Origin of the sequence: Massilia sp. Root418 (assembly GCF_001425265.1) — a bacterium.
In the GTDB taxonomy this organism is placed as follows: Bacteria; Pseudomonadota; Gammaproteobacteria; order Burkholderiales; family Burkholderiaceae_D; genus Rugamonas.
This window is the reverse complement of the sequence record NZ_LMEC01000026.1, coordinates 558,568-580,368: the sequence shown is the minus strand read 5'-3', so window position 1 is coordinate 580,368 and position 21,801 is coordinate 558,568. Positions and strand designations below refer to the sequence as shown.

Here is a 21,801-nt window from a genome sequence, read left to right as displayed (position 1 = left end):
GACCAGCCATGACCATGCCTGTGTTCAACCTGGCGCAGCTGCTGCAGCCGATCAGCGCCGCACAAGCCTGCGGCGAAGACATTTCCTTCAGCAGCGAAGTGGACGAAATCGTCCGCGCGCGGCTGGCGGACGACCCCACCCTGGACCAGGGCGCGTGGGTGACGGCGCTGAAGGAGGCCGACTGGCCATTCGTCGCGGCGCGCTGCGCGGCGCTGATCGGATCGCGCAGCAAGGACTTGCGGCTGGCCGTCTGGCTGGCGGAGGCGCACGCGCGCACGCGCGGTTTCCGCGGCCTGGGCGACGGCTACGCGCTGCTGGCCGGCCTGTGCGCGCGCTACTGGGACAGCCTTCACCCCGCCATCGAGGATGGCGACACCGAGCAGCGGGTGGGCAATCTGTACTGGCTGCTGAGCCGCGCGCCGCAGCTGGTGAAGGAGATCGCGGTGACTGAAACCGGTGCCGTGTCCATGGCCAGTTTCGACGCGGCGCGTCAGCGCCTGAACGCGGCCAGCGCCGCCGCTGCGGAGAACGCAGGCTGGGGCACGCAGGCGCCGGTGGCGCCGGAGGGGCCGGGGCTGGCGGAACTGGACGCGGAGCGCCGCCGCAACTCGCCGCAATTCAACGACGGCCTGCTGGCGGACGCACGCTACTGCCTCGCTTCCCTGCAGGAGTTCGAGCGCGCAGTGGACGCGCAACTGGGCGCGGACGGGCCGGCTTTCGGCGCGGCGCGCGAGGCGCTGCTCAATGCCATCGATTTCATCGAGCCGCTGGCGACGCAGGGCGCCGACGCGGACGCCGACTATGAGGCCAGCGCCGGCGATGCCGCGCAGGACGGGGAGGCCGTTCCGGGCGGCGGGGCCGCGCGCCGGGTCGCGGGCGGCGCGCCGCAGAACCGCGCGCAGGCACTGACCCAGCTGCGGCAGGTGGCGGAATTCTTCCGCCGGACCGAACCCCACAGCCCGGTCGCCTACCTGGCCGAGAAGGCGGCCGGCTGGGGCGAACTGCCGCTGCACCTGTGGCTGCGCGCCGTGCTGAAGGAGCCCGGCGCCATCGCCCAGATGGATGAACTACTGGGCATGGTTCCCCCTGCGCCCTGATTTGCCGATTGTTGCTATATTCGTCCTGGGCAATGCCTCGAAATTTCCTCCAGACAATTGTTGCGTTTCAACGGAAATGCGCTCAGACTGGTAAAAAATGCATGAAAAAACTCGGCACGAGGAGACTGGGATGAAGAATCTGAAGATTGGGGTCAGACTGGGTTTGGCTTTCACCGTGGTGCTGTTGCTGCTGACGGCCTTGACCCTGGTGGGCATCGTGCGCATGCAGCAGGCCAGCGCCATGACCGACGCGCTGCTGCGCGACCACGTGCGGGTGGAGCGCATGGTGGCCGAGTGGCAGAAGGTGGTGGAGGTGAACGCCGCCCGCACCACGGCCGCCTGGAAGGTGCAGGACGCGGCCGACCAGAAAGGCTTCGAGCAGCAGATGGCGCAGGCTTCGGGCCGCGCCACCGAACTGCAGGACGCCCTCGGCACCATCCTGCAGGACCCGGAAGGCAAGGCCCAGCACGCGGCCATCCTCGCGGCGCGCAAGGCCTACGTGGACGCGCGCAAGACGGTGTTCAAGGCCAAGGCGGACGGCGACCTGGAGACCGGCAAGCGCATCTTCGAAAAAGACATGGAAGGCAACCGCGTCGTCTACCTGGCCGCGCTGCAAACGCTGGCCGACACCCAGAAGCGCCAGCTTGACGAGATGGCCGCGAAAATCCAGCAGGGCTACGAGAGCGGCCGCAACATGCTCATCATGCTGGGCGTGGCCGCCGTGGCGCTGGGCGTGGGCTTCGCCTGGTACATCACGCACACCATCACGCGGCCCATCAGCGAGGCGGTGAAGGTGGCCGAGTCGGTGTCCTCGGGCGACCTGACCAGCGAGATCGTCGTCAATTCCCAGGACGAGACCGGGCAGCTGATGCACGCGTTGAAGAACATGAACTCCAACCTGGTCAACATCGTCGGCCAGGTGCGGGGCGGCACCGACAACATGGCCGAGGCATCCAGCGAGATCGCCGCCGGCAATATGGACCTGTCGGCGCGCACCGAGGAGCAGGCCAGCTCGCTGGAGGAAACCGCGTCGTCGATGGAGCAGCTGACGGCCACAGTCAAGGTCAATGCGGAGAATGCGCGCCAGGCTTGCCAGCTGGCGGTGAACGCGTCCGAGATCGCCAGCCATGGCGGCGTGGTGGTGTCGGAGGTGGTAGCGACCATGGGGTCGATCAACGACTCCTCGCGCAAGATCGTGGACATCATCAGCGTCATCGACGGCATCGCTTTCCAGACCAATATCCTGGCGCTGAACGCCGCCGTGGAAGCCGCGCGGGCGGGAGAGCAGGGCAGGGGCTTCGCAGTGGTGGCGTCTGAAGTACGCACGCTGGCGCAGCGTTCCGCCTCGGCGGCCAAGGAGATCAAGCAGCTGATCGATACGTCCGTGCACCAGGTGGAGGCGGGCACCGGCCTGGTGGACAAGGCCGGCCGCACCATGGGCGACATCGTGGCCAGCATTGCCAAAGTGTCAGGCATCATGACCGAGATCGCGGATGCGAGCGAAGAGCAGCGCATCGGCATCGAACAGGTGAACTTCGCCATCACGCAAATGGACCAGGTGACGCAGCAGAACGCGGCCCTGGTGGAGCAGGCCGCCGCTGCGGCAGCGGCCATGCAGGAACAGTCGGCGCAACTGGCGCAGTCGGTCAGCGTGTTCAAGCTGTCGGAACTGCAGATGCGGGACTTGCCCGGCGCGGCGCCGGCGGGCCGGCCCGGGCGCCGCCCGGTGGCGGCACGCGAGCTGGCGCGCCTCACCTAGCGGCCCTCCTCACCTGGCGGTGCCCTGGCACGCCTGGCCCGGCGGCTGGCGCGCTGGCCTCCGCTGCGGCTACAATCTCGCATGTCTCCACCAAACAAACGCCCCATGTGCGCCGCCTGCCTGCGGCCGCAGTCGACCTGCATCTGCCGCTGGGCCGCGCCGGTTTCCGCCGTGGCCGAAGTGCTGATACTCCAGCATCCCATGGAAGTAGCCAACGCCAAGAATAGTGCGCGCCTGCTGCATCTGTGCCTGCCGGGCAGCCGCCTGGAATCCGGGGAGTGCTTCGACCCGGCGCGGCTGGACGCCTTGCTGGCCGGGCCCCGCCGTTCGCTGCTGCTGTACCCGGACACGCCGGGCGACGCCTCCATGGGCACCGCGCCCGCACCGCCGTTCGATCCCGCCTGGGCCGGCGACCCGTCCGCGCTGCGGCTGGTGGTGCTGGACGCCACCTGGCGCAAGAGCCGCAAGATGCTCTACCTGAACCCGGCCTTGCAGCGCCTGCCACGCCTGCCGCTGCGCAGCATGCCGGCCTCGCACTACCTGATCCGCAAGGCACATGCGCCGGACCAGCTGTCCACGCTGGAAGCCACCGCGTATGCGCTGGCCCAGCTGGAAGACGATGAGAAGAAGTTTGCGCCGCTGATCACGGCCTTCGACGGCTTCGTGGCGCAGCAGCAGGGCCAGGCCCACGCGAGACGCGCCGCGCTGGCGGCGGACCTGGGAAGCCCTGGCGACACACAAGATCAGCCATGGCTGGGCAGCCCTGGCTGAGCAGTCTTAGCGGAGTAGTCTTAGCTGAGCAGTCTTAGCTGAGCAGCTTGAGCCCCGGCGGCAGCGCCTCGCCCAGCATGCGTTTTTCCATCGCCTGATCGAGCTGCACCACGTCGCGCACCATGGCGCTCCAGGCAGCGGGCGCGCGGGACGCTTCCATGCGCTGCAGGACTTGCGCGCGCAGGTCTTCATTGATGTCGCGCGTGCGGTCGCCGGTCATGCGCGCCAGGTGGGCGGCGGCGAAGCCCGCCGGTTCCACTTTTTTCCAGTCCAGCGTGAGCAGCACCGCTAGCCACTGTTCCACCGCCGCCACCGGCGCCACGTCGTGCGCGCTGCCGTGGAAGGGCTGGCGCGAACCGACGCGCCCCAGCGCCCACAGGAAGCGGCCCAGCGCTGCCTCGGCCTTGTCCGCCTTGGCCGTGGCGGCGCCGGCGAGTTCCTGCACCTGGCCCAGCAGCCATTCGCCGATCTCGCCCTTGTAGGCCGACGGTATCCGTTCCAGCGACGCGCCAACGCGCAGCATGTCTTCCTCGCTGCCGTTCACCAATGTGACGGGACGGCGGCCGCGTTCCTGCTCGTCGGCCTGCAGGTTGAAGGCGAAATCGTCCAGCAGGCGCAGCTGCTGCGTGGCGTCCAGGCCGCCGGACACGCGGCGCCACAAGGTCCACCACTCCGAGCAGGCCTGGCTGTCCTTGTGGTACTGCAGGCCGCTGTCGAACATGGCCCACAGTTGTTCGATGCGCCATTCGTCCAGTGCGTGGCTGAAGCCGGGGCGCAGGCAGTAGCCGGCCAGGTTGAGCCAGGCGCGTTCGTGTTCGGCCGAGCGGCGGCGGCCCTTGGCGCGCTGCAGCAGGGCGTCGAACAGGTGGCGCAGCAGCGGCGTCGGCCAGGACTCGCGCGCGCCGAGCAGATGGTCCAGCTGTCGGCCGAGCTGGCGCACTTCCTTGCTGTCCACCTGCTGCGCGCGGCTGCCGAAAATGCGGTCGATTTTGTCCAGCGCGTCCTTGTAGCGGGGCGGCAGCGCGATGTCGTCGGCGCTGTCGCCGGAGGCGGGCGCACCCTGGCCGCGTAGCTGGAATTCGAGCAGCCAGCGCTGCGGCTTGCCGCTCTCGTTGGCCACGCAGTGCACTTCCAGCGTGCCCACTTCGCTCAGCGAGGCCGCCAGCTGCACCGGGATTTCCTTGAGGGCGGCCGCGTCGCCGCTGTCGCGCAGCACGGTGGCGACGGGCGGCAGGCGCACGAAGGATGAGGGGGCGAGGTCCACCAGTTCGCCCGCGCGCGGCGGGGCGCCCGCATCGGCGGTGGAGGAGACGATGTGGAAGCGCACGGGGCGGCCCAGGCGCAGTGCGAAGGTGCGTTCCGCAAGGCGGATCTCGCTGCCCGTTTCGGCGCCGCGCGGCAGGATGCAGACGGCGCGGCGCCCACTTTCCCGGCCTTCGCCGCGTTCGCCGCTGTCGCCGTCAAGCAGCAGGAAGTAGGAGCGCGGGGAGCCGCCGCCGATGGTGGGCGCGCGGCCTTGTTTGCCGATGGCGTAAGCCACACCGCCGCGCGCCACCGCCACGTCGGGATTTTCGTTGTGCAGCACTTGCACCGGCACGCCGCGCCAGGCGGACAGCGTGTCCGCCAGGCGCCTGGCCAGCGCGTCGGCGCGGAACACGCCGCCGTTCAGCAACAGCGTGTCCGGCACCGGCAGCGCGTCCTGCCCGGCGCCCGCGCCCAGCGCATCGAGCGCGGCGGCCGCGTGCTGGTGCAGGAAGCTCGACAAGTGGCGCGTGATAGCGGCGTCGCTCGCATACGGCAGGCCGAACTCCACGATGCCGCCGCGCGTGCGCCTGGCTTCCTCGTGCGCCTCGCCCATGGGGAAGAAGCCGTCCACCACCATGCGTTCAACTTCTTCGCGCGTGAGCTCCACCGAACGCGAGCCGCCGATCAGCTTTGAGCCAGCCCCCAGCATGGTGACGGCCACGCTGTCCGGCGCATCGGCCGCCAGAAGCTGTTCCTTGGCGGCGCGGCAGCGCTCCGTGAGCTGCGCCATGCGCGCTGCGGACAGGCGCACAGCAGGCGTGCCGCCGCTGCCGCCGCCGGTGTCGCCGCCCGCCAGGCGGGCTTCCACCAGCCGCGCCAGCGCCAGGTCCATATTGTCGCCGCCGAGGATCAGGTGGTTGCCCACGCCGATGCGCGTGAGCAGCGGATCGCCGCCGCCTGCCGGCAGTTCCACCTTGATCAGGCTGAAGTCCGTGGTGCCGCCGCCCACGTCGCACACCAGCACCAGCCGCGTTTGCGACAGGTCCTGCGCCAGGGTGGCGCGGTGGCGGTACAGCCAGTCGTAGAACGCCGCTTGCGGTTCCTCCAGCAGCCGTAGCTTGGGCAGGCCCGCCATGCGCGCCGCCTCCAGCGTGAGCGCGCGGGCACCCTCGTCGAAGGAAGCCGGTATCGTCAGCACGATCTGCTGCTGTTCCAGTGGATGCTTGGGGAAGCGCTGGTTCCACGCGGCGCGCAAGTGCGCAAGGTAGCCGGCGCTGGCCGCCACCGGAGACACTTTGGCCACGTCGGCCTCCGCGCCCCACGGCAGTATCGCGGCCATGCGGTCCACATTGGGATGCGACAGCCAGCTCTTGGCGCTGGCCACCAGCCGTCCCGGCACCTGCGCGCCGAGCTGGCGCGCCAGGCGTCCGCCGGCCACTTCGGGTACACCCGCCACGTCCGGCTCGCGCCACGGCAGCTGCAGTTCGCCCGCCGCCAGTTCACCCTCGGCCGGATGGTAGCGCAGCGACGGCAGCAAGGCCGCCGTGCCCACTTCGCCCGGCGCCACCAGCTGGTCGATGTCGAACAGCTTAACGTCGTCCGAGTCGGGCTCGCAGTAAGCCAGCACCGTGTTGGTGGTGCCAAGGTCGATGCTGACGAGGTATTGCTTCATGCGCTGGCGTTACTCGGCGCCGGCTGCGCGGACGTCGAACTCCACCTTCCAGCGCTGGTGGTTGTCGTTGGCGACAGCCAGCAGTTCCAGCGTGCCCGATTCGGTGGCCTGCGCGTGCAGGCGCACCTGCACCACGTCGCCAGGCTGGCGGCCTTCCGGCGACAGCGTCATCTGGATCGCGTTCAGCTCCTGCAGTTCCTCCGGGCCCCAGAAGTCCAGCATGTCGCCGATCTGGTCCTGGCGGCGGGTGGACGAGCCGAAGAAGCGGAAGTCCACCGGCTCGCCGACCACCAGGCCGAACTCCTGGCCCGGCAGTTCCATCTCGCTGCCTTCCTCCATGCCGAACGGCGCCACGCACAGCGCCTGGATCGGCGGTTCCATCCCGGGGATGGCCGGCATCGACGATTCCACCGCCACGTAGTAGGAACGCGCGGTGCCGCCGCGAATGCGCACGCCGCTGCCGCGCCGCACGTAGCTGTAGTAGGCGGCGCCGCGCGCCACCGCCAGGTCCAGGTCCGCGCCGCCCAGCATGCGCGCAGCTTCCGCGCCTTCCAGGTACAGCCAGTCGTTGATGGTGTCCATCACGCGCTTGGCCAGCAGTTCGGACTTGAACACGCCGCCGTTGAACAGCACGGCGGTCGGATGCAGGAAGGTGGCATCGGCGTTCTGCTTGCCCTCATAGCCTTGCAGCTCGCTGGTGGCGCCCAGCTGGCGCGCCAGGAAGGACGCCAGGTGGCGCGTGACGGCCGCGTCCTGCGCATACGGCAAGCCAAGCTGCGTCAGGCCGGCGCGGGGACGCACGGCAGGGCGGGCCGACGCTTCCACTTGCGGGAAGAAGCCGTCCAGGATGAAGGTGGTTACTTCGGCGCGTGTCAGTTCGGTGCGGATCGAGCCGCCGATCAGTTTCGAGCCGCGGCTCGGCACTACGATGGGCCAGCTCTCCACGCTGGCGTCGGCCAGCAGGGCTTCCTTGGCGGCGCGGCAGCCGTAGGTGAGCGCGCGCAGCTGCCATGCATCCAGCTGCGTGCCATTGGCGGCCAGCTTGCGCGCCACCAGGTGCGCCAGGGCCAGGTCCATATTGTCGCCGCCCAGCAGGATGTGGTCGCCCACCGCCACGCGGTGCGGTTCCAGCACGCCGTCGCGCTCCAGCACGGCGATCAGCGAAAAGTCGCTGGTGCCGCCGCCCACGTCCACCACCAGGATGATGTCGCCGGGCTTGACTTCCTTGCGCCACCGGCCTTCGCTGCCCTGGATCCAGCTGTACAGCGCCGCTTGCGGCTCTTCCAGCAGGGTCAGGGTTTCATAGCCTGCGGCCCTGGCGGCATCGGCGGTCAGTTCGCGCGCGCCCGGGTCGAACGAGGCGGGAATGGTGACGGTGACGGCTTGCTGCGTAAACGGCGCGTCCGGGTGCGCCGCGTCCCACGCCTGGCGCAGGTGCGACAGGTAGCGGGTGGAGGCTTCCAGCGGCGAGACGCGCGTCACTTCTTCCGGCGCGTCGTTCGGCAGGATGGCGGCGCGGCGGTCCACGCCGGCGTGGCACAGCCAGCTCTTGGCGCTGGACACCAGGCGGATAGGCGTGGTGGCGCCGCGGCTGCGCGCCATCTCGCCCGCCACGGCGGTGGGCACGTCGCCGGCGCCGTCGGCCTGCCATGGCAGCGACAGCTGGCCCGGGGCCATTTCGTCCGGATGCGGCAGGTACAGGAAGGACGGCAGCAGCGGCAGTTCTTCCACGGTGCCGGGCGCGGTCAGCTGCGGCACGCCGAGCACGGATTGCGCGGTCTTCTCGCCGTCGCTCGCTTGCAGATCCACATAGGACAGCGCGCTGTGGGTGGTGCCAAGGTCGATGCCGATGGCGTAGCGCGGCTCGTTCACAGGGGTGTTCAGGTCTGCGCTCACAGTTCCACCTCCGCAGGGGCCAGTACCTCGGCGTCGTGCGCTTCGGCCAGTTTCGGCAGCCGCACGCTGGTGGCGCGCCAGCCGCGGTGGCTAAGGCTGCCTTTGAACGGGGCTTTGCCCACCACATTGCCGGTCAGGCGTACGGCGGCCGCGTCGAAGCCTTCGTCCAGCGTGATGCGCGTGCCTTCCGCTTCTGCGCGCACAGGTTCGATGGTGAAGTGCTCGCGCAGCACCTTGGCGCAGCCTTCGTGCACCACGCGCGCGGCGGCGCCGATGTCGGCGTCGGCATAGGCGCTCAGGTTTTCCTGGGTGAAGTCGATCAGGCGCGCTTCGCGCTGCAGTAGGCTAAGCAGCTGCAGGGCCGCGTCCGGCGTGGCTTCGCGCAGTATCACGGGGGCGGGCGGGGCGGTTGGTGCGGCGGTCGGGGCCTGCGTAGGTGCTTGAGTAGGTGCCGCGGTTGGCGCTGCCGTGGGGGCAGCGGCCGGTGCGCCGGCGCTGGCGCCCGCCACGCGCTGGTTGATGCGCTGCAGGCGCGCGGCGAATTGCGGGTCCGACAGCGTGCGGAAGAACGTGCCGAAGGCCAGCGCGATGCGGGCCCCGAGCGAAGGCAGGTTGTTGTTCGTATTGGTCATGATGTGGTCGATTCGGGTCAAAAAGCAGCCCGCCGCGGCAGGGAGCGCGGCCAAGGGCTGGCGGTGTTGGTGACATCGGTGAGCGTGCGCGGCGCGTCGGCGCCGGGCGCACGGCACCTGGGACAGTGCGCATGATACCAGCTAGCGGCCCGGCAGCGAAGTTCCGCCCCGCTGGGAGGCGGCAGGGCGGCACCAGGCAAACCCCGATCCGGTCCGCGGGAGTGTCCGGCCGGGCAGGGCAGCGGCCCGACCGGCTGCCTTGTGCGCGGCCAGCTGCCCAGTCTCGGCCGGCCGCGCTAGTCTTCGCCGCTTGCCCTGGGCTCGGCCGGTTGCCCTGGACTCGGCCGGCTGCTCCGAGCCCGGCCGGCTTGCCAGGGGGCGGTTGCGTTGCGGCGGTGCGCGGCAGGCTGGTGCCGGACCGCTGCGGCGCCCTGGCGCAGCCCCCGCGTTCGGCCCGCCCCGGAAGGCTCAGAAGCGGACGAACTCCGATTCGTCCATTTCCTCGGCGGCGTGGGCCGGGGCCGCGTACACGTCGCGGTTGCGCATCACCTTGGCGGCGGCCACCTTGCGCAGCGGCACCGGCTGCCCCTGGCGCCGCTGCGGCGCGGCGTTCACCTTGAAGAAGCCCATGGTCTGCTGCAGCTGCTCGGCCTGGCTGCTCATCTCCTCGGCGGTGGCGGCCAGCTCTTCCGAGCTGGAGGCGTTCTGCTGGGTGGTCTGGCTGAGCTGGTTGACTGCCGAGTTGATCTGCGCCACCCCGGCCGACTGCTCTTCGGACGCGGCGGCAATCTCCTGCACCAGTCCCGAGGTTTTCTTGATGTTGGGCACCATCTGCTCCAGCAGGATGCCGGCCCGCTCGGCCAGCTCCACGCTGCTGGTGGCCACCTCGCCGATCTCCTGCGCCGCCACCTGGCTGCGTTCGGCCAGCTTGCGCACCTCGGCCGCCACCACGGCAAAGCCCTTGCCGTGCTCGCCGGCCCGCGCCGCCTCGATGGCCGCGTTCAGCGCCAGCAGATTGGTCTGGTAAGCAATGTCGTCAATGATGCCGATCTTGCGTGCGATCTGCTTCATGGCCGCCACCGTGGCGTCCACCGCTGCGCCGCCTTCGGTGGCCTCCTGCGAGGCCTTGGCGGCCATGCCGTCGGTGGCCTTGGCGTTGTCGGTGTTCTGCGCAATGGAGGAGGTCATCTGCTCGATCGAGGCGCTGGTTTCCTCCACGCTGGCGGCCTGCTCGCTGGACGCCTGCGACAGTGCCTGCGCCGTGGCGCTCACTTCCTCGGACGCGCTGGCCAGCGACTGGGCGCCGGAATTGACTTCCGTGACCACCTGCAGCAGCTTGGCCATGGTGTTGTTGGCGTACTCCTTCAGCTCGGCGAAGCTGCCCTCGTACTGCTTGTCGATGGTCTTGCTCAGGTCGCCGTCGGCCAGCGCCCCCATCACGCGCACCACGTCCGCGATGCTGGCGCCGGTAGTCACCATCAGCCGGTTCAAGCCTTCGCCCAGTTCCTTCTGGAAGCCTTGCAGCCCTGCCAGTTCCACGCGGGCCTGGAAGTCGCCCCGGTTGGCGGCAGCCACCACGCGCTGCTGGCCTTCGATCACCAGGCTCAGCTTTTCCACCGTGTTGTTGGCGTAGCGCTTCAGTTCGTCGAACGCGCCCTCGTAGGGCTTGGTGATGGTCTTGCTCAGGTCGCCTTCGGACAGCGCGCCCATCACGCGCACCACGTCGTCAATGCTGGCGCCGGTGGTGGTCATGAGCTGGTTCAAGCCTTCGCCCAGGTCTTTCTGGAAGCCTTGCAGGCCGTTCAGGTCGATGCGGCTGTCGAAATTGCCCCGGTTGGCCGCTTCCACGGCGCGCTTCTGGCCCGAGATCACCTGGTTCAGCTTGGCCACCAGGTTGCGCATGGCGCGCAGCAGCTGGCCGGTCTCGTCCCTGGAGGTGTCGTTGATTTCAATCGACAAGTCGCCCGCTTCCAGCCGTTCGGCCACCTGCACCGCTTGCCGGATCGGCCGCACAATGCTGAGCGTGATCCAGGCGGCAATGCCTACCGCCAGCACGATGGCGACTGCCGCCATGCCGATCACCAGCATGCGGGTGGACTCGTAGGTGGCGGCGGCATCGCCGGCGGCCTTGTCCATCAGGTCGCCCTGCGATTTGGCCAGCGCTTCCAGCGCGGCCCAGAACTGGTCGTTGGCGGGCACGAAATCGTTCTTCAGGAATTCCACCGCCGCCTTGCGGTCCGACTTCACCAGCGCGTAAAAGGGCTCGTACTTGACCACCACCAGTTCGCGCTTGTCGACGATGTTCTTGTACATCTGCCGGCCGGCCTCCGTGCTCAGCAGTTTCTGCACCTTGCCCAGGCCCTCGGTCATTTCGTTGCGGTTGGCATCGATCATGCGCCGGTATTTCTCGGCCTCGGTGTCGCTGGTGGCGAGCAGGATGTTGCGCATCTGGCGCGCATTGTCCATGCTGTTTTTGATCACTTCGTTGATCAGTACAACCTTCTGGTAGTGCTCCTCGTAAATGACGCGTGTGCTTTCGTTGATGGTGCCCAGGCGCTGGACACTGATGACGGACAAAATGAGCAGCAGCAATACGACGCTGCCAAAGCCTAGACCCAGGCGGGTAGCGATCTTCAGGTTTTTCAGCATGAGAATTCCCTGGCGGATTATCGAGTGACCTCGGTGATTATGCGCTGTCGCTTCGCGGCCAAATCTCTCCAATAATCACTGTTGCTAAGACGCGCCACGCGGCATAGAATACTGTATATGCGTACAGTAATGGGGTGGCTATGGACGAGGACGATTTTGAAGGGCAGGTGATGTTGCCGCCGGTCCCGCTGCGCGCGCAGAAGGGGCGCGGCGCGGTCAGCAACCTGCAAGGGCGCTACGAGGTGCACGGACGCGACCAGTTCGATGACGGCTGGGAACGGGAGGACGAGGACGGAGAAGATGGCGCGCGCGTCTGGAAGACCCACGTCGCGGACGAGGTGGCCAAGTCCATCCTCACGCGCAACAGTTCGCCGGACATCCCATTCAATGTGTCGCTCAACCCCTACCGGGGCTGCGAGCACGGCTGCATCTACTGCTTCGCGCGGCCTTCGCACAGCTATCTGGGCCTGTCGCCCGGCATGGATTTCGAGAGCAGGATATTTGCCAAGGTCAACGCGCCCGAGCTGCTGCGGCAGGAGCTGGCGCGGCCGTCCTATGTGCCGGAGCCGATCGCGCTGGGCGTGAACACGGACGCCTACCAGCCCTGCGAACGCAGCCTGCGCATCACGCGGCGGGTGCTGGAAGTGCTGCACGAATGCGAGCACCCGGTGGGGCTGATCACCAAGTCCGCCCTGATCGAGCGCGACATCGACCTGCTGGCCGCCATGGCGGCCAAGGGCCAGGCCTCGGCCGCCGTCACCATCACCACGCTGGACCCGGCCATCGCGCGCACCCTGGAGCCGCGCGCGGCGGCCCCGGCGCGGCGCCTGCGCACCATCCGCATGCTGGCGGAGGCCGGCATCCCGGTGGGCGTGAGCATCGCGCCCGTGATTCCCTTCGTTACCGAGCCGGACCTGGAGCGTGTGATGGAGGCTGCCTTCGAGGCTGGCGCCATGCACGCCAACTACATCGTGCTGCGCCTGCCATGGGAAGTGAGTCCCTTGTTCCAGCAATGGCTGGAGGCGCACTTTCCGGACCGTGCCCAGCGCGTGATGAACCGGGTGCGCGATATGCGCGGCGGCAAGGATTACGACAGCGACTTCGGCAAGCGCATGAAGGGCGAGGGCGTATGGGCCGACCTGATACGCCAGCGGGCGGAGAAAGCCATCCGCCGCTTCGGCATGGAAAAGCGCGGCAGCCGCTTCAGCCAGCTCGACGCCAGCCAGTTCAAGCGTCCGTTGAGTGTGCCCGCGCAAGGCGCCAAGGCCAGGGCTGCTGCGGCAGCGGGGCAGATGGATTTGTTCTGAAAGGGGACGGCTACTGCGCTTTGCGCACGCAGTCGCGGCCGGCGCGCTTGGCTACGTACAGTGCCGCGTCGGCCCGCGCAATCAGGTCGTTCATGGTTTCGCCGACGCGGTGCTCGGCAACCCCGGCGCTGATGGTGAGCTGGCGGCCGGCCAGCTTGCCATCGAAGCGCAGCTCGCGCACGGCAATGCGGAAGCGGTCCGCGAACGCCAGGCAGTCGTCGTCGCTGACGCCGGACTGGAAGATGGCGAATTCGTCGCCGCCGTAGCGCACCGCGACGTCGGCCCGGCGCGACAGCTGGCCCAGCAGGTGGCCCACGCGGCGCAGCACGGTATCGCCGCTAAGATGGCCACAGGCGTCGTTGATGGATTTGAAATGGTCCACGTCGAAAATGAGCAAGGCCAGGCGTTCCGAGGCTTCGCGCTCGTGCAGTTCTATCATGCGCGCTGCCGCGTCTTCCATGTAATAGCGGGTGAACAGGCCGGTCAGGGAATCGCGCGCGGCCAGCTGGTAGTAGCGCCGCCTGTCCTCTTCCATCTCCGCGTACCCGATTTGCGCCCGCTTCAGTTCATCGTAGGCGAGCTGCAGCTCGCGGTTGGCGGCCAGCAGGCGCTGCTCGTGCCGGTGTTCCAGCGTCACGTCCTGGTAGATGGTGATGAAGCCCTGGGCTTCGCCGTCCTCGCCCTGGATCACGCGGCCGGTAATGTCGAGCACCGTGCCATCCGGGCGGATACGGACGAAGTGATGGGGCTGGAACTGCTTGCTGAGCTGGATGCGTTCCTCCACCTGCACCTCCGGATCGCCGGGGCCGAACTCGCCGCGCCGGGCGTTGAAGTAGAACAGCTCCGGCAGCGTGACGCCGGGACGCATGATGTCCGCCGTGAAACTCAGCAGCTGGCAGAAGGCGTCGTTCCAGAAACGCATGGTCAGGGCGCTGTCGATGATGGTCACGCCCACGGGCATGCACTGCATTGCTTCGACCAGCTCGTGGACGCGGAGTTGCGGAATGTGGCAGGTGGGGGGAGGTAGTCTCATCTCTGCGCCCTCAAGTGACCGCGCACGGCCGGTAGCGTGAGAATAGCAGTTTGTCCACATCAAAAAATACGCACATTCTCACGCTGCCCGCGTGGACGGCGTGCTTATTTGCCGCTGGCGATCAGTTCCAGCAGATATTGCTCGATGGCGAACACGTGGTCATCGTGCTTGCCGAGTTCGCGCAGGGCGATGGCAAGGTGGGTCAGGTAGTCGCTGTTGGGACCGCTGGGGCCGGCGGAGCGCGCGATATGGCGGGCGATTTCCTCCTCGCTGGCCTCGCCCAGGAAGGCCTCGTTGTCCTCGCGCGCCACGTACACCACGCCTTCGGCAGTCTCTGCGGCCAGGTCGTCGAACGCCATGTTCACGGCCACCCGCAGGTAGCCGTTCTTTTCGCGGTAGTCCAGGTGCTCGAACACGGCCGGCGTGATCAGGTAGGCCATGCCGTGGCAGACGGCATTCGGGTCGGGGATGATGGTGACCACCCTGCCCGGCGCGGCGGGCGTGCCGCGATGGTCGTGCGAGCCCTGCCAGAAGCGGCGCGACCAGCCCGCGATATTGGCGGGCCGCCGTTGCAGATAGGGAAAATCCGCCTTGTAGATCAGCGAGCCATAGCCGAACACCCACACGCTGTGGTGCCCGGCGAACTTGTCCATCTGCCGGTTGATTTCGATAGTGTTGGCTGGCATGGGCAAATTATAGCGAACGGCGGGGCCCGCCACAGCCCCGCAGCGCAATCAGGGCTCAGCGTGTTGCGCGCAGGCCTGCCGCCTGCCGCAGCGCGCCCTGGATGGCTTGTGCGCGCAGTTCCGCGCCCAGCGCGATGCCTTCGGCCCGCACCACGTCCACCTGTTCCACGCCCATGATGGCAAACACCGCCTTCAGGTAGGACTCCTGGTGATCGGCCAGCATCTCGTGCGGCTGGCCGCCGCGGGTGGATACCAGCACCACGCGCTTGCCGGCGGCCAGCCCCACGGTATTGCCGTCCGGCCCCAAAGTGAAGGTGCGGCCCTGCAGCAGCACGCGGTCCAGCCAGGCTTTCAGTGTCGATGGCACGGACAGGTTGAACATGGGCGCACCCAGCACCAGCACGTCGGCCGCCATGAACTCGGCCAGCAGCGACTCGGTCAGCAGCGCTTCGGCGCTCAGCTCGGCATTCATCGGCAGCGCCGCGTCCCATTCCGAGCGCATCACTTGCATCAGCGGCCCGTTCACGTGCGACAGCGGCGCGGCTGACAAGTCGCGGTAGACCACGCGGGCCTGCGCGCTGTCCGCGCACAGGGCCTCGACCGCGGCCGCGCTCAGCTGGCGCGACGCCGAGTTATCGCCGAGGCAAGCTGAATCGATGTGCAAGATATTCATGATGGTCGCAATAAATAAACGGATGCCGGCAGGGTATACCTGCAACAATCATCGCGGAAGAGGGGATAATGCAAATCACTTTTGCAGATTTAGAATAATTGGATGATGAAATGGCAGCGGATAACCTCAACGACATGTATCTTTTCGCTAAAGTTGTCGAACATGGCGGTTACAGCGCGGCGGCTGCCGCGCTTGGCATGCAGGTGTCCAGGCTCAGCAGGCATATAGTTGCCCTGGAAAAAGATCTTGGCGTGCGCCTGCTGAACCGCACCACGCGTCGTATTTCCGTCACAGAGGCGGGGCAGACCTTTTACCGCCATTGCGCCGCCATCGTGGCCGAGGCGCAAGCCGCGCGTGACGCCATCGAACGCACCCGTTCCACGCCCCAGGGCCTGGTGCGCCTGAGCGTGCCGCTGGCCCTGCTGCAAAACGGGGTCGGCTGCATTGTTGCCAACTATCTCGCCGCCAATCCGCTGGTGCGCATCGCCATTGACGCCACCAACCGCCGCGTCGACGTGATCGAGGAGGGCATCGACATTGCGCTGCGCGTTCGCACCCCGCCGCTGGACGATAGCGACCTCGCCGTGCGCGTGCTGGCGCGCTCCGAACCCATCCTGGTGGCCAGCCCGCGCCTGTTCGAGCAGCTGCCGCGCCCGGTGGACGCGGCCGGCCTGGCCGCTATCCCCACCCTGGCCATGGCGCGCCCGGGCGACAAATTCGTGTGGAACTTCGTCAACGTGGCCGGCGCCGGCGTCAGCGTGACGCACACGCCGCGCATGGTGACGGACGACATGCCCACCCTCAAGCTGGCCGCTATCGATGGCCTGGGCGTGGCCCAGCTGCCGCAGGCGCAAGTGCAGGCGGACCTGGACAGCGGCTTGCTGGAGCGCGTGCTGCCGCAGCTGAATTTCCCTTTCCGCCTGGTGCACGCGGTATTCCCCTCGCGGCGTGGCCTGGTGCCCGCCGTGCGCGGCCTGCTGGATGAGCTGGTGCTGGGCTACCAGAGCAATTGCTGCCTGGCCTAGCTGCAGCCTGGCTTAGCTGCTGCTTAGCTGCCGCTTCGCTGCTGCTTGGTTTAGTTGCTGCCTGGTTGAGCGCATGCAGCTGGCGGCCGGCTACGACTGCGGAATGTTCCACTCGTGCGCCGCCACGAACTGGAACAGGAAGTCCGCGAAGCTCTGCGCCGCCGGCGACAGCGAGCGGGCGCTCTTGGTGTAGACAAAGAAGCGCCGCGTCAGCTCCGGCTCGCGCAGCAGGCGCATCTGCAGGCCGTACAGCTTCACCATCGGTTCCGCATAGGGCAGGCAGGCCGTCACGCCCAGGCCGGCGTTCACCATGGCCAGCGCGGTGGTCATGAAGGTGACCTCGTTGTAGGGATTCAGCGCCACGTCGCGCAGCAGGCGTTCCGTGAACTGGCCCTGCAGCGCAATCAGCGGATGCTGGTTCACGTCGCTCCACGTCACGCTTTCCTTGCCGGCCAGCGGGTGCGCCACCGGGAATACCAGTACAAACGGCATCTCGAACAGCAGTTGCGCCGCGATTTCCGCCGCCGGATCGCGCTCCGGGCCGATGCCGAAATCCACCTCGCCGCTGAACACGCGGCCGGAAACGTTTTCCACCGGGCAGTCCACCAGCATCACCTGCACTGCGGGGTAAGCGGCGCGGTAGGCGGCAATCACTTCCGGCAGCAGGGTGCAGGCCATCATCTGCGGCGCGGCCACGCGCACCATGCCCTTTTTGAGCGCCTTGCGGTTGGCAATGTCGGCCATGGCGCCGTCCAGGTCCTGCAGCATCTTGTCGAACAGCGGATACAGCTCGCGCCCCACCTCGGACAGCTGCGCGCGGCGCGTGTTGCGCTCGACCACCTTCACGCCCAGCAGCTGTTCCAGCTCCTTGATCTGGCCGCTCAGCGACGACTGCGTCAGGTTCAGGTACTCGGCCGCCAGCGTGAAGCTGCCGGTCCTGGCGATGGCGACGAGGGCGCGCATCTGGCGCAGCGTGGGACTCATTGGGAATTCCGATAAATCGATTGAAAAATACCGTTTGTATGATATCTCAATCGGGAGTCTAATAACGGGAATAAATCGGCATACCCGGGAGAGCACCATGAAAATCAAGCAGATCCACCACGTCGCCTACCGCTGCAAGGACGCCAAGGAAACCGTCGAATGGTACGTCAAGCACCTGAACATGGACTTCGTGCTGGCCATCGCCGAAGACGAGGTGCCGTCCACCAAGGCGCCGGACCCGTACATGCACGTGTTCCTGGACGCCGGCCACGGCAACGTGCTGGCCTTCTTCGAACTGCCCACCCAGCCGGCCATGGACCGCGACCACAACACCCCGGCCTGGGTGCAGCACCTGGCCATGGAAGTGGACAGCATGGACGAACTGCTGGAAGCCAAGCAGCGCCTGACCGCCGCCGGCATCGACGTGATCGGCCCCGTCAACCACACCATCTTCAAGTCGATCTACTTCTTCGACCCGAACGGCCACCGCCTGGAGCTGTCGGTGAACACCGGCACACCCGAGATGATGCGCAAGCTGGACGAGGTGAAATGGGACATGCTGGAGGAGTGGTCGAAGACCAAGAAGGCGCCCAAGCACGCCGCCTGGATGCACGCCCCCGCCACCGGAGAATAAAAGATGAAATTAGCCACCCTGAAAAACGGCAGCCGCGACGGCACCCTGGTTGTCGTCAGCCGCAACCTCCAGCAATGCGTGAACGCCGCGGACATCGCGCCCACGCTGCAAGCCGCGCTGGACAACTGGGACTTCAGCGCCCCGCAGCTGGCCGCACTGTACGCCGCCCTGAACGAAGGCCGCGCCGCCGATGCGCAGCCCTTCGATGAAAGCGCCTGCCATTCGCCGCTGCCGCGCGCCTACCAGTGGGCCGACGGCTCGGCCTACATCAACCACGTGGAACTGGTGCGCAAGGCGCGCAATGCCGAGGTGCCGGCCTCCTTCTACACCGACCCGCTGATGTACCAGGGCGGTTCGGACAGCTTCGTCGGCCCGCGCGACCACATCTACGCGCTGACCGAAGAGTGGGGCATCGACCTGGAAGCCGAAGTGGCGGTAATCACCGGCGACGTGCGCATGGGCGCCAGCGACGCCGACGCAGCCAGCGCCATCCGCCTGGTGATGCTGGTGAACGACGTATCGCTGCGCAACCTGATTCCGAACGAACTGGCCAAGGGCTTCGGCTTCTTCAACTCCAAGCCGGCCAGCGCCTTCTCGCCGGTCGCGGTCACGCCGGACGAACTGGGCGCGCACTGGGCGGACAGCAAGCTGCGCCTGCCGCTCACCGTGCACCTGAACGCCCAGCCCTTCGGCAAGCCGAACGCCGGTGAAGACATGACCTTCAGCTTCGCCCAGCTGGTGGCGCACGCCGCCAAGACGCGCGAGCTGGCGGCCGGCACCATTATCGGTTCGGGCACCGTGTCCAACAAGCAGGGCAGCCTGCACGGTTCCAGCATCGCCAACGGCGGCGTGGGTTACTGCTGCCTGGCCGAAGTGCGCATGTACGAAACCATTGAAGGCGGCAAGCCTGCCACCGGCTTCCTCAAGTTCGGCGACAGCGTGCGCATCGAGATGTTCGATCCGCAGGGCGCCAGCATCTTCGGCGCCATCGACCAGACCGTGGCGCATTACCGGGAGCGCCAGGAGCGCGGCGCATGAAGCTCTACACCTACTTCCGCAGTTCGGCCGCCTACCGCGTCCGGATTGCGCTCAACCTGAAGGCGCTGCCCTACGAGGCGGTGCCGGTGCACCTGCTGCGCGGCGGGGGCGAGCAGCTGGGGGAGGCTTACCGCGAAGTCAATCCCGGCGCGCTGCTGCCGGCGCTGGACGACGAAGGCACGCTGCTGACCCAGTCGCTGGCCATCATGGAGTACCTGGAGGAGCAGCATCCGCTGGCGCCGCTGCTGCCGGCCGACGCGGCGGGCCGCGCGCGCGTGCGCGCGCTGGCCATGACCATCGCTTGCGACACGCACCCGCTCAGCAACCTGCGCGTGCTGCGCTACCTGGTGCACACGCTCAAGCTGGACGAGCAGGCCAAGCTGGAATGGATACGCCACTGGATGCGCCTGGGCCTGGCCACGTTCGAGGCGCACCTTGCGCGCGACGGCGCCACTGGCCGCTTCTGCCACGGCGACACGCCGACCCTGGCTGATTGCTGTTTGGTGCCGCAGGTGTTCAATGCGGAGCGCTTCGAAGTGGACCTGGCGCCGTATCCCAACATCGCGCGCATCGCCGCCAACTGCGCCGAGCTGCCTGCGTTCCAGGCCGCGCACCCCGCGCAGCAGCCCGACGCCGAGTAGTTCGGCGGGTTACGGCGTTCCGCCTAACCCGCCATACGAGACCACGGGATCACGGGACCACGTGGCCACGGGATCACGGGACAACGGGACAACGGGACAACGGGACAACGGGACAACGGGACAACGGGACAACGGGACCCGTGGCCGTAGGGCGGGTTAGCGCGTAGCGCGTAACCCGCCGCAGCGCCGCCATTCACGCAGCATTCAACACCACCCGGTCCCGCCCATCCTTTTTGGCCTGGTACAGCGCCTTATCAGCCCGCACCAGCAGCGCGGACGGCGAATCCGGCGCCTCTTGCGGATAGGACGCCGCCACGCCCACGCTGATCGTGAGCGAAATCGACAGCCCTCCCTCCACATCAATGCACAGCTGCGACACCGTCTCCCGCAGCCGCTCGGCCGCCCCGCCAGCCGTCTCCAGCGACGCCTCCGGCATCAGCAGCACGAACTCCTCCCCGCCGAAGCGCGCCACCAGGTCGATGCTGCGCATGGCGGCCGACAGCGCGCCCGCCACTGCCACGATGGCCTGGTCGCCCACCTCGTGGCCGTACGTATCGTTGATGCGCTTGAAATGGTCGATATCCACCATCAGCAGCGCCAGCGGATGCTTGTAGCGGCGCGCGCGGTCCAGTTCCTTGGAAATCTGTTCCGTCATCCTGCGCCGGTTCGCAATGCCGGTCAGCGGGTCGGTAGTGGCCAGCTGTTCCAGCTTGGAGTTCACCGTCAGCAGCTCCAGCGTGCGCTGCAGCACCCGGTCCTCCAGGTTGTTGCGTTCGTCGTTCAGCGCCGCCAGCGCGGTGCGGCGCGAGCGCAGCACCCGCACCAGCACCGTAATCAGCACGCCCTCCAGCAGGATCAGCGTCCCGCCCAGCATGATCTGCCAGCGGTACAGCTCCCATAAGCCCACCGGGCGGTTGCGCAGCAGCGCTTCCGGCGGCAGGTTGCGCAGCTGGTGGCGCTCGGCGGTGGGGTGGTCGAAGATGTAGCGCTGCACGCCGCTCAAGTCGGCCGGCTGGCCGTGCAGGATGCGGGCGATCACGCGGCCGATCGCTTCGCCGCTCAGCACATAGCCGCCCACCACGCCCGGCGTCACCAGCGACTCCACGTGCGTGAATACCGGTACCGGCGATACCGCCGCAAGCTTGTGCATCACTTCCGACGGCTGGCCGATCTCGCCGGCGCTGTCGCGGTAGGTGGCGAACATCAGGATGGCGGTGTCCCCGCCCAGCATGCCGGCGCGCCGGTACAGTTCAGCAAAGCTCTGCCGGTCCCAGTAATCGAAGGCGATCTGCTTGCTGTAAGGGCGCGATGCGGCGCGCACGCCGGCAATCCATTCCTGTACGCGCGGCGACTGGTCGCCCACCACCACCACGCGCTTGACGCCGGGCGCCACCAGCGGGATCACGCCCAGCATGCGGCCGTAGTCCGGCGCCAGTTCCAGCGCTTCGCCGTCGCCCGGGCGCCAGTTGCGCCGGCCATGGTTCACGTAGAAGCGGGGCACGCCGGGGAATAATTCGGGGTGGCTGTTGAGGAAGCCGGCCGCGAGGTGGTTTTCAGTCACGATGGCGTCCAGCTTCACGTTGGCGTACTTGACGCGCAAATAGGGCGCCATGCTGTCCAGCGCGGCCTGTTCGCCCACGCGCACGGCGTCGAAGTGCTCTTCGAATATGTTGGGTCCATCGCCCCAGCGCTTGCCGGCCAGTTCGTCGTACAGGCCCTTGCGCACCAGCTGCTGCCATGCCGACGCGGAATCGGAGCCCAGCGAATACAGCACCAGCACCTTGCGCGTTTCCGCAGCCTGCGCGTGGCGCGCACCCGTCAGCACCAGCAGCGGTGCCAGGAGCAGTGCCAGCAGCAGCAAGCGTCGGAGTGTCGGCAAAGGCATGGGGGGAGGCGGCGGAGTGTGGAGGAGTTTGTCTAACGGTCATCATAGTGTGACACAAAGTATCTACACTTGTGTCTGTATTCGCCTCATAAGTTATCAAAGAGAAAACTATTGTTGCACATATTTAAGATTTATGACCGCCGTTCCAGTACAATGCCCGGTCCCGAAAATATC

17 protein-coding genes are annotated in these 21,801 nt (G+C 67.5%); 8 read left to right on the top strand and 9 right to left on the bottom strand.

Annotated elements, in window-relative coordinates:
- Positions 1-8: 8 nt before the first annotated feature.
- The 3 genes from tssA to ASC94_RS31115 all read left to right on the top strand — a co-directional run bounded on the left by tssA (position 9) and on the right by ASC94_RS31115 (position 3,627).
- Positions 9-1,097, top strand: a complete 1,089-nt coding sequence (gene tssA / locus ASC94_RS31125) for a type VI secretion system protein TssA (RefSeq protein ID WP_229417464.1) — start codon at positions 9-11, stop codon at positions 1,095-1,097.
- Positions 1,098-1,227: 130 nt separating this feature from the next.
- Complete coding sequence (locus ASC94_RS31120; protein WP_082616955.1) at positions 1,228-2,856, top strand: methyl-accepting chemotaxis protein; 1,629 nt, start codon at positions 1,228-1,230, stop codon at positions 2,854-2,856.
- A gap of 81 nt (positions 2,857-2,937) precedes the next feature.
- On the top strand, positions 2,938-3,627 hold the full coding sequence (locus tag ASC94_RS31115) for a tRNA-uridine aminocarboxypropyltransferase (protein ID WP_082616954.1): 690 nt from the start codon (positions 2,938-2,940) through the stop codon (positions 3,625-3,627).
- 34 nt (positions 3,628-3,661) lie between these two features.
- On the opposite strand, the gene ASC94_RS31110 is transcribed toward ASC94_RS31115, so the two are convergent.
- From ASC94_RS31110 to ASC94_RS32195, 4 genes are all read right to left on the bottom strand, one after another.
- The gene (locus tag ASC94_RS31110; RefSeq protein WP_056405266.1) at positions 3,662-6,544 is read right to left on the bottom strand and encodes an Hsp70 family protein; all 2,883 of its coding nucleotides are present in this window, start codon (positions 6,542-6,544) and stop codon (positions 3,662-3,664) included.
- A gap of 9 nt (positions 6,545-6,553) precedes the next feature.
- Positions 6,554-8,416, bottom strand: coding sequence for an Hsp70 family protein (locus ASC94_RS31105; protein WP_056405477.1), 1,863 nt, complete (start codon positions 8,414-8,416; stop codon positions 6,554-6,556).
- Positions 8,417-8,436: 20 nt separating this feature from the next.
- Positions 8,437-9,072 carry a DUF2760 domain-containing protein gene (locus tag ASC94_RS31100; RefSeq protein ID WP_056405264.1) on the bottom strand — a complete coding sequence of 212 codons (636 nt, stop codon included), beginning with the start codon at positions 9,070-9,072 and terminating at the stop codon, positions 8,437-8,439.
- 468 nt (positions 9,073-9,540) lie between these two features.
- Positions 9,541-11,721 (bottom strand): methyl-accepting chemotaxis protein, encoded by a 2,181-nt coding sequence (locus ASC94_RS32195; protein WP_082616953.1) that lies wholly within the window; start codon positions 11,719-11,721, stop codon positions 9,541-9,543.
- Positions 11,722-11,861: 140 nt separating this feature from the next.
- On the opposite strand from ASC94_RS32195, the gene ASC94_RS31090 reads away from it, so the two are divergent.
- The gene (locus tag ASC94_RS31090; protein ID WP_229417463.1) at positions 11,862-13,028 is read left to right on the top strand and encodes a PA0069 family radical SAM protein; all 1,167 of its coding nucleotides are present in this window, start codon (positions 11,862-11,864) and stop codon (positions 13,026-13,028) included.
- Positions 13,029-13,038: 10 nt separating this feature from the next.
- On the opposite strand, the gene ASC94_RS31085 is transcribed toward ASC94_RS31090, so the two are convergent.
- The 3 genes from ASC94_RS31085 to ASC94_RS31075 all read right to left on the bottom strand — a co-directional run bounded on the left by ASC94_RS31085 (position 13,039) and on the right by ASC94_RS31075 (position 15,420).
- A complete protein-coding gene (locus ASC94_RS31085; protein ID WP_229417462.1) occupies positions 13,039-14,061 on the bottom strand; it encodes a diguanylate cyclase domain-containing protein in 1,023 nt (340 codons plus the stop codon).
- A gap of 104 nt (positions 14,062-14,165) precedes the next feature.
- Positions 14,166-14,747 (bottom strand): gamma-glutamylcyclotransferase, encoded by a 582-nt coding sequence (locus tag ASC94_RS31080; protein ID WP_056405261.1) that lies wholly within the window; start codon positions 14,745-14,747, stop codon positions 14,166-14,168.
- 55 nt (positions 14,748-14,802) lie between these two features.
- Positions 14,803-15,420, bottom strand: a complete 618-nt coding sequence (locus ASC94_RS31075) for an FMN-dependent NADH-azoreductase (protein WP_056405259.1) — start codon at positions 15,418-15,420, stop codon at positions 14,803-14,805.
- Positions 15,421-15,530: 110 nt separating this feature from the next.
- Between ASC94_RS31075 and ASC94_RS31070 the strand changes: the two genes are divergently transcribed.
- Positions 15,531-16,445 carry a LysR substrate-binding domain-containing protein gene (locus tag ASC94_RS31070; protein ID WP_056405258.1) on the top strand — a complete coding sequence of 305 codons (915 nt, stop codon included), beginning with the start codon at positions 15,531-15,533 and terminating at the stop codon, positions 16,443-16,445.
- A 90-nt stretch (positions 16,446-16,535) separates the two neighbouring features.
- Here the strand turns inward: ASC94_RS31070 and ASC94_RS31065 are convergent, their stop codons facing one another.
- Entirely contained in the window at positions 16,536-17,429 is an 894-nt protein-coding gene (locus ASC94_RS31065) for a LysR family transcriptional regulator (protein WP_056405256.1), read from the bottom strand.
- Between the two features lie 97 nt (positions 17,430-17,526).
- Between ASC94_RS31065 and ASC94_RS31060 the strand changes: the two genes are divergently transcribed.
- From ASC94_RS31060 to maiA, 3 genes are read left to right on the top strand one after another with little or no spacing between them, the layout of a single operon-like run.
- Positions 17,527-18,063, top strand: coding sequence for a VOC family protein (locus ASC94_RS31060; protein WP_056405253.1), 537 nt, complete (start codon positions 17,527-17,529; stop codon positions 18,061-18,063).
- Positions 18,064-18,066: 3 nt separating this feature from the next.
- Positions 18,067-19,101: a fumarylacetoacetate hydrolase family protein gene (locus tag ASC94_RS31055; RefSeq protein ID WP_056405252.1), complete on the top strand. Its 1,035-nt coding sequence runs from the start codon at positions 18,067-18,069 to the stop codon at positions 19,099-19,101.
- Positions 19,098-19,742 (top strand): maleylacetoacetate isomerase, encoded by a 645-nt coding sequence (gene maiA, locus ASC94_RS31050; RefSeq protein WP_056405250.1) that lies wholly within the window; start codon positions 19,098-19,100, stop codon positions 19,740-19,742. The genes ASC94_RS31055 and maiA overlap by 4 nt, the downstream gene beginning before the upstream one ends.
- 193 nt (positions 19,743-19,935) lie before the next feature.
- Here the strand turns inward: maiA and ASC94_RS31045 are convergent, their stop codons facing one another.
- A complete protein-coding gene (locus ASC94_RS31045; RefSeq protein ID WP_082616952.1) occupies positions 19,936-21,627 on the bottom strand; it encodes a GGDEF domain-containing protein in 1,692 nt (563 codons plus the stop codon).
- Positions 21,628-21,801: the final 174 nt, after the last annotated feature.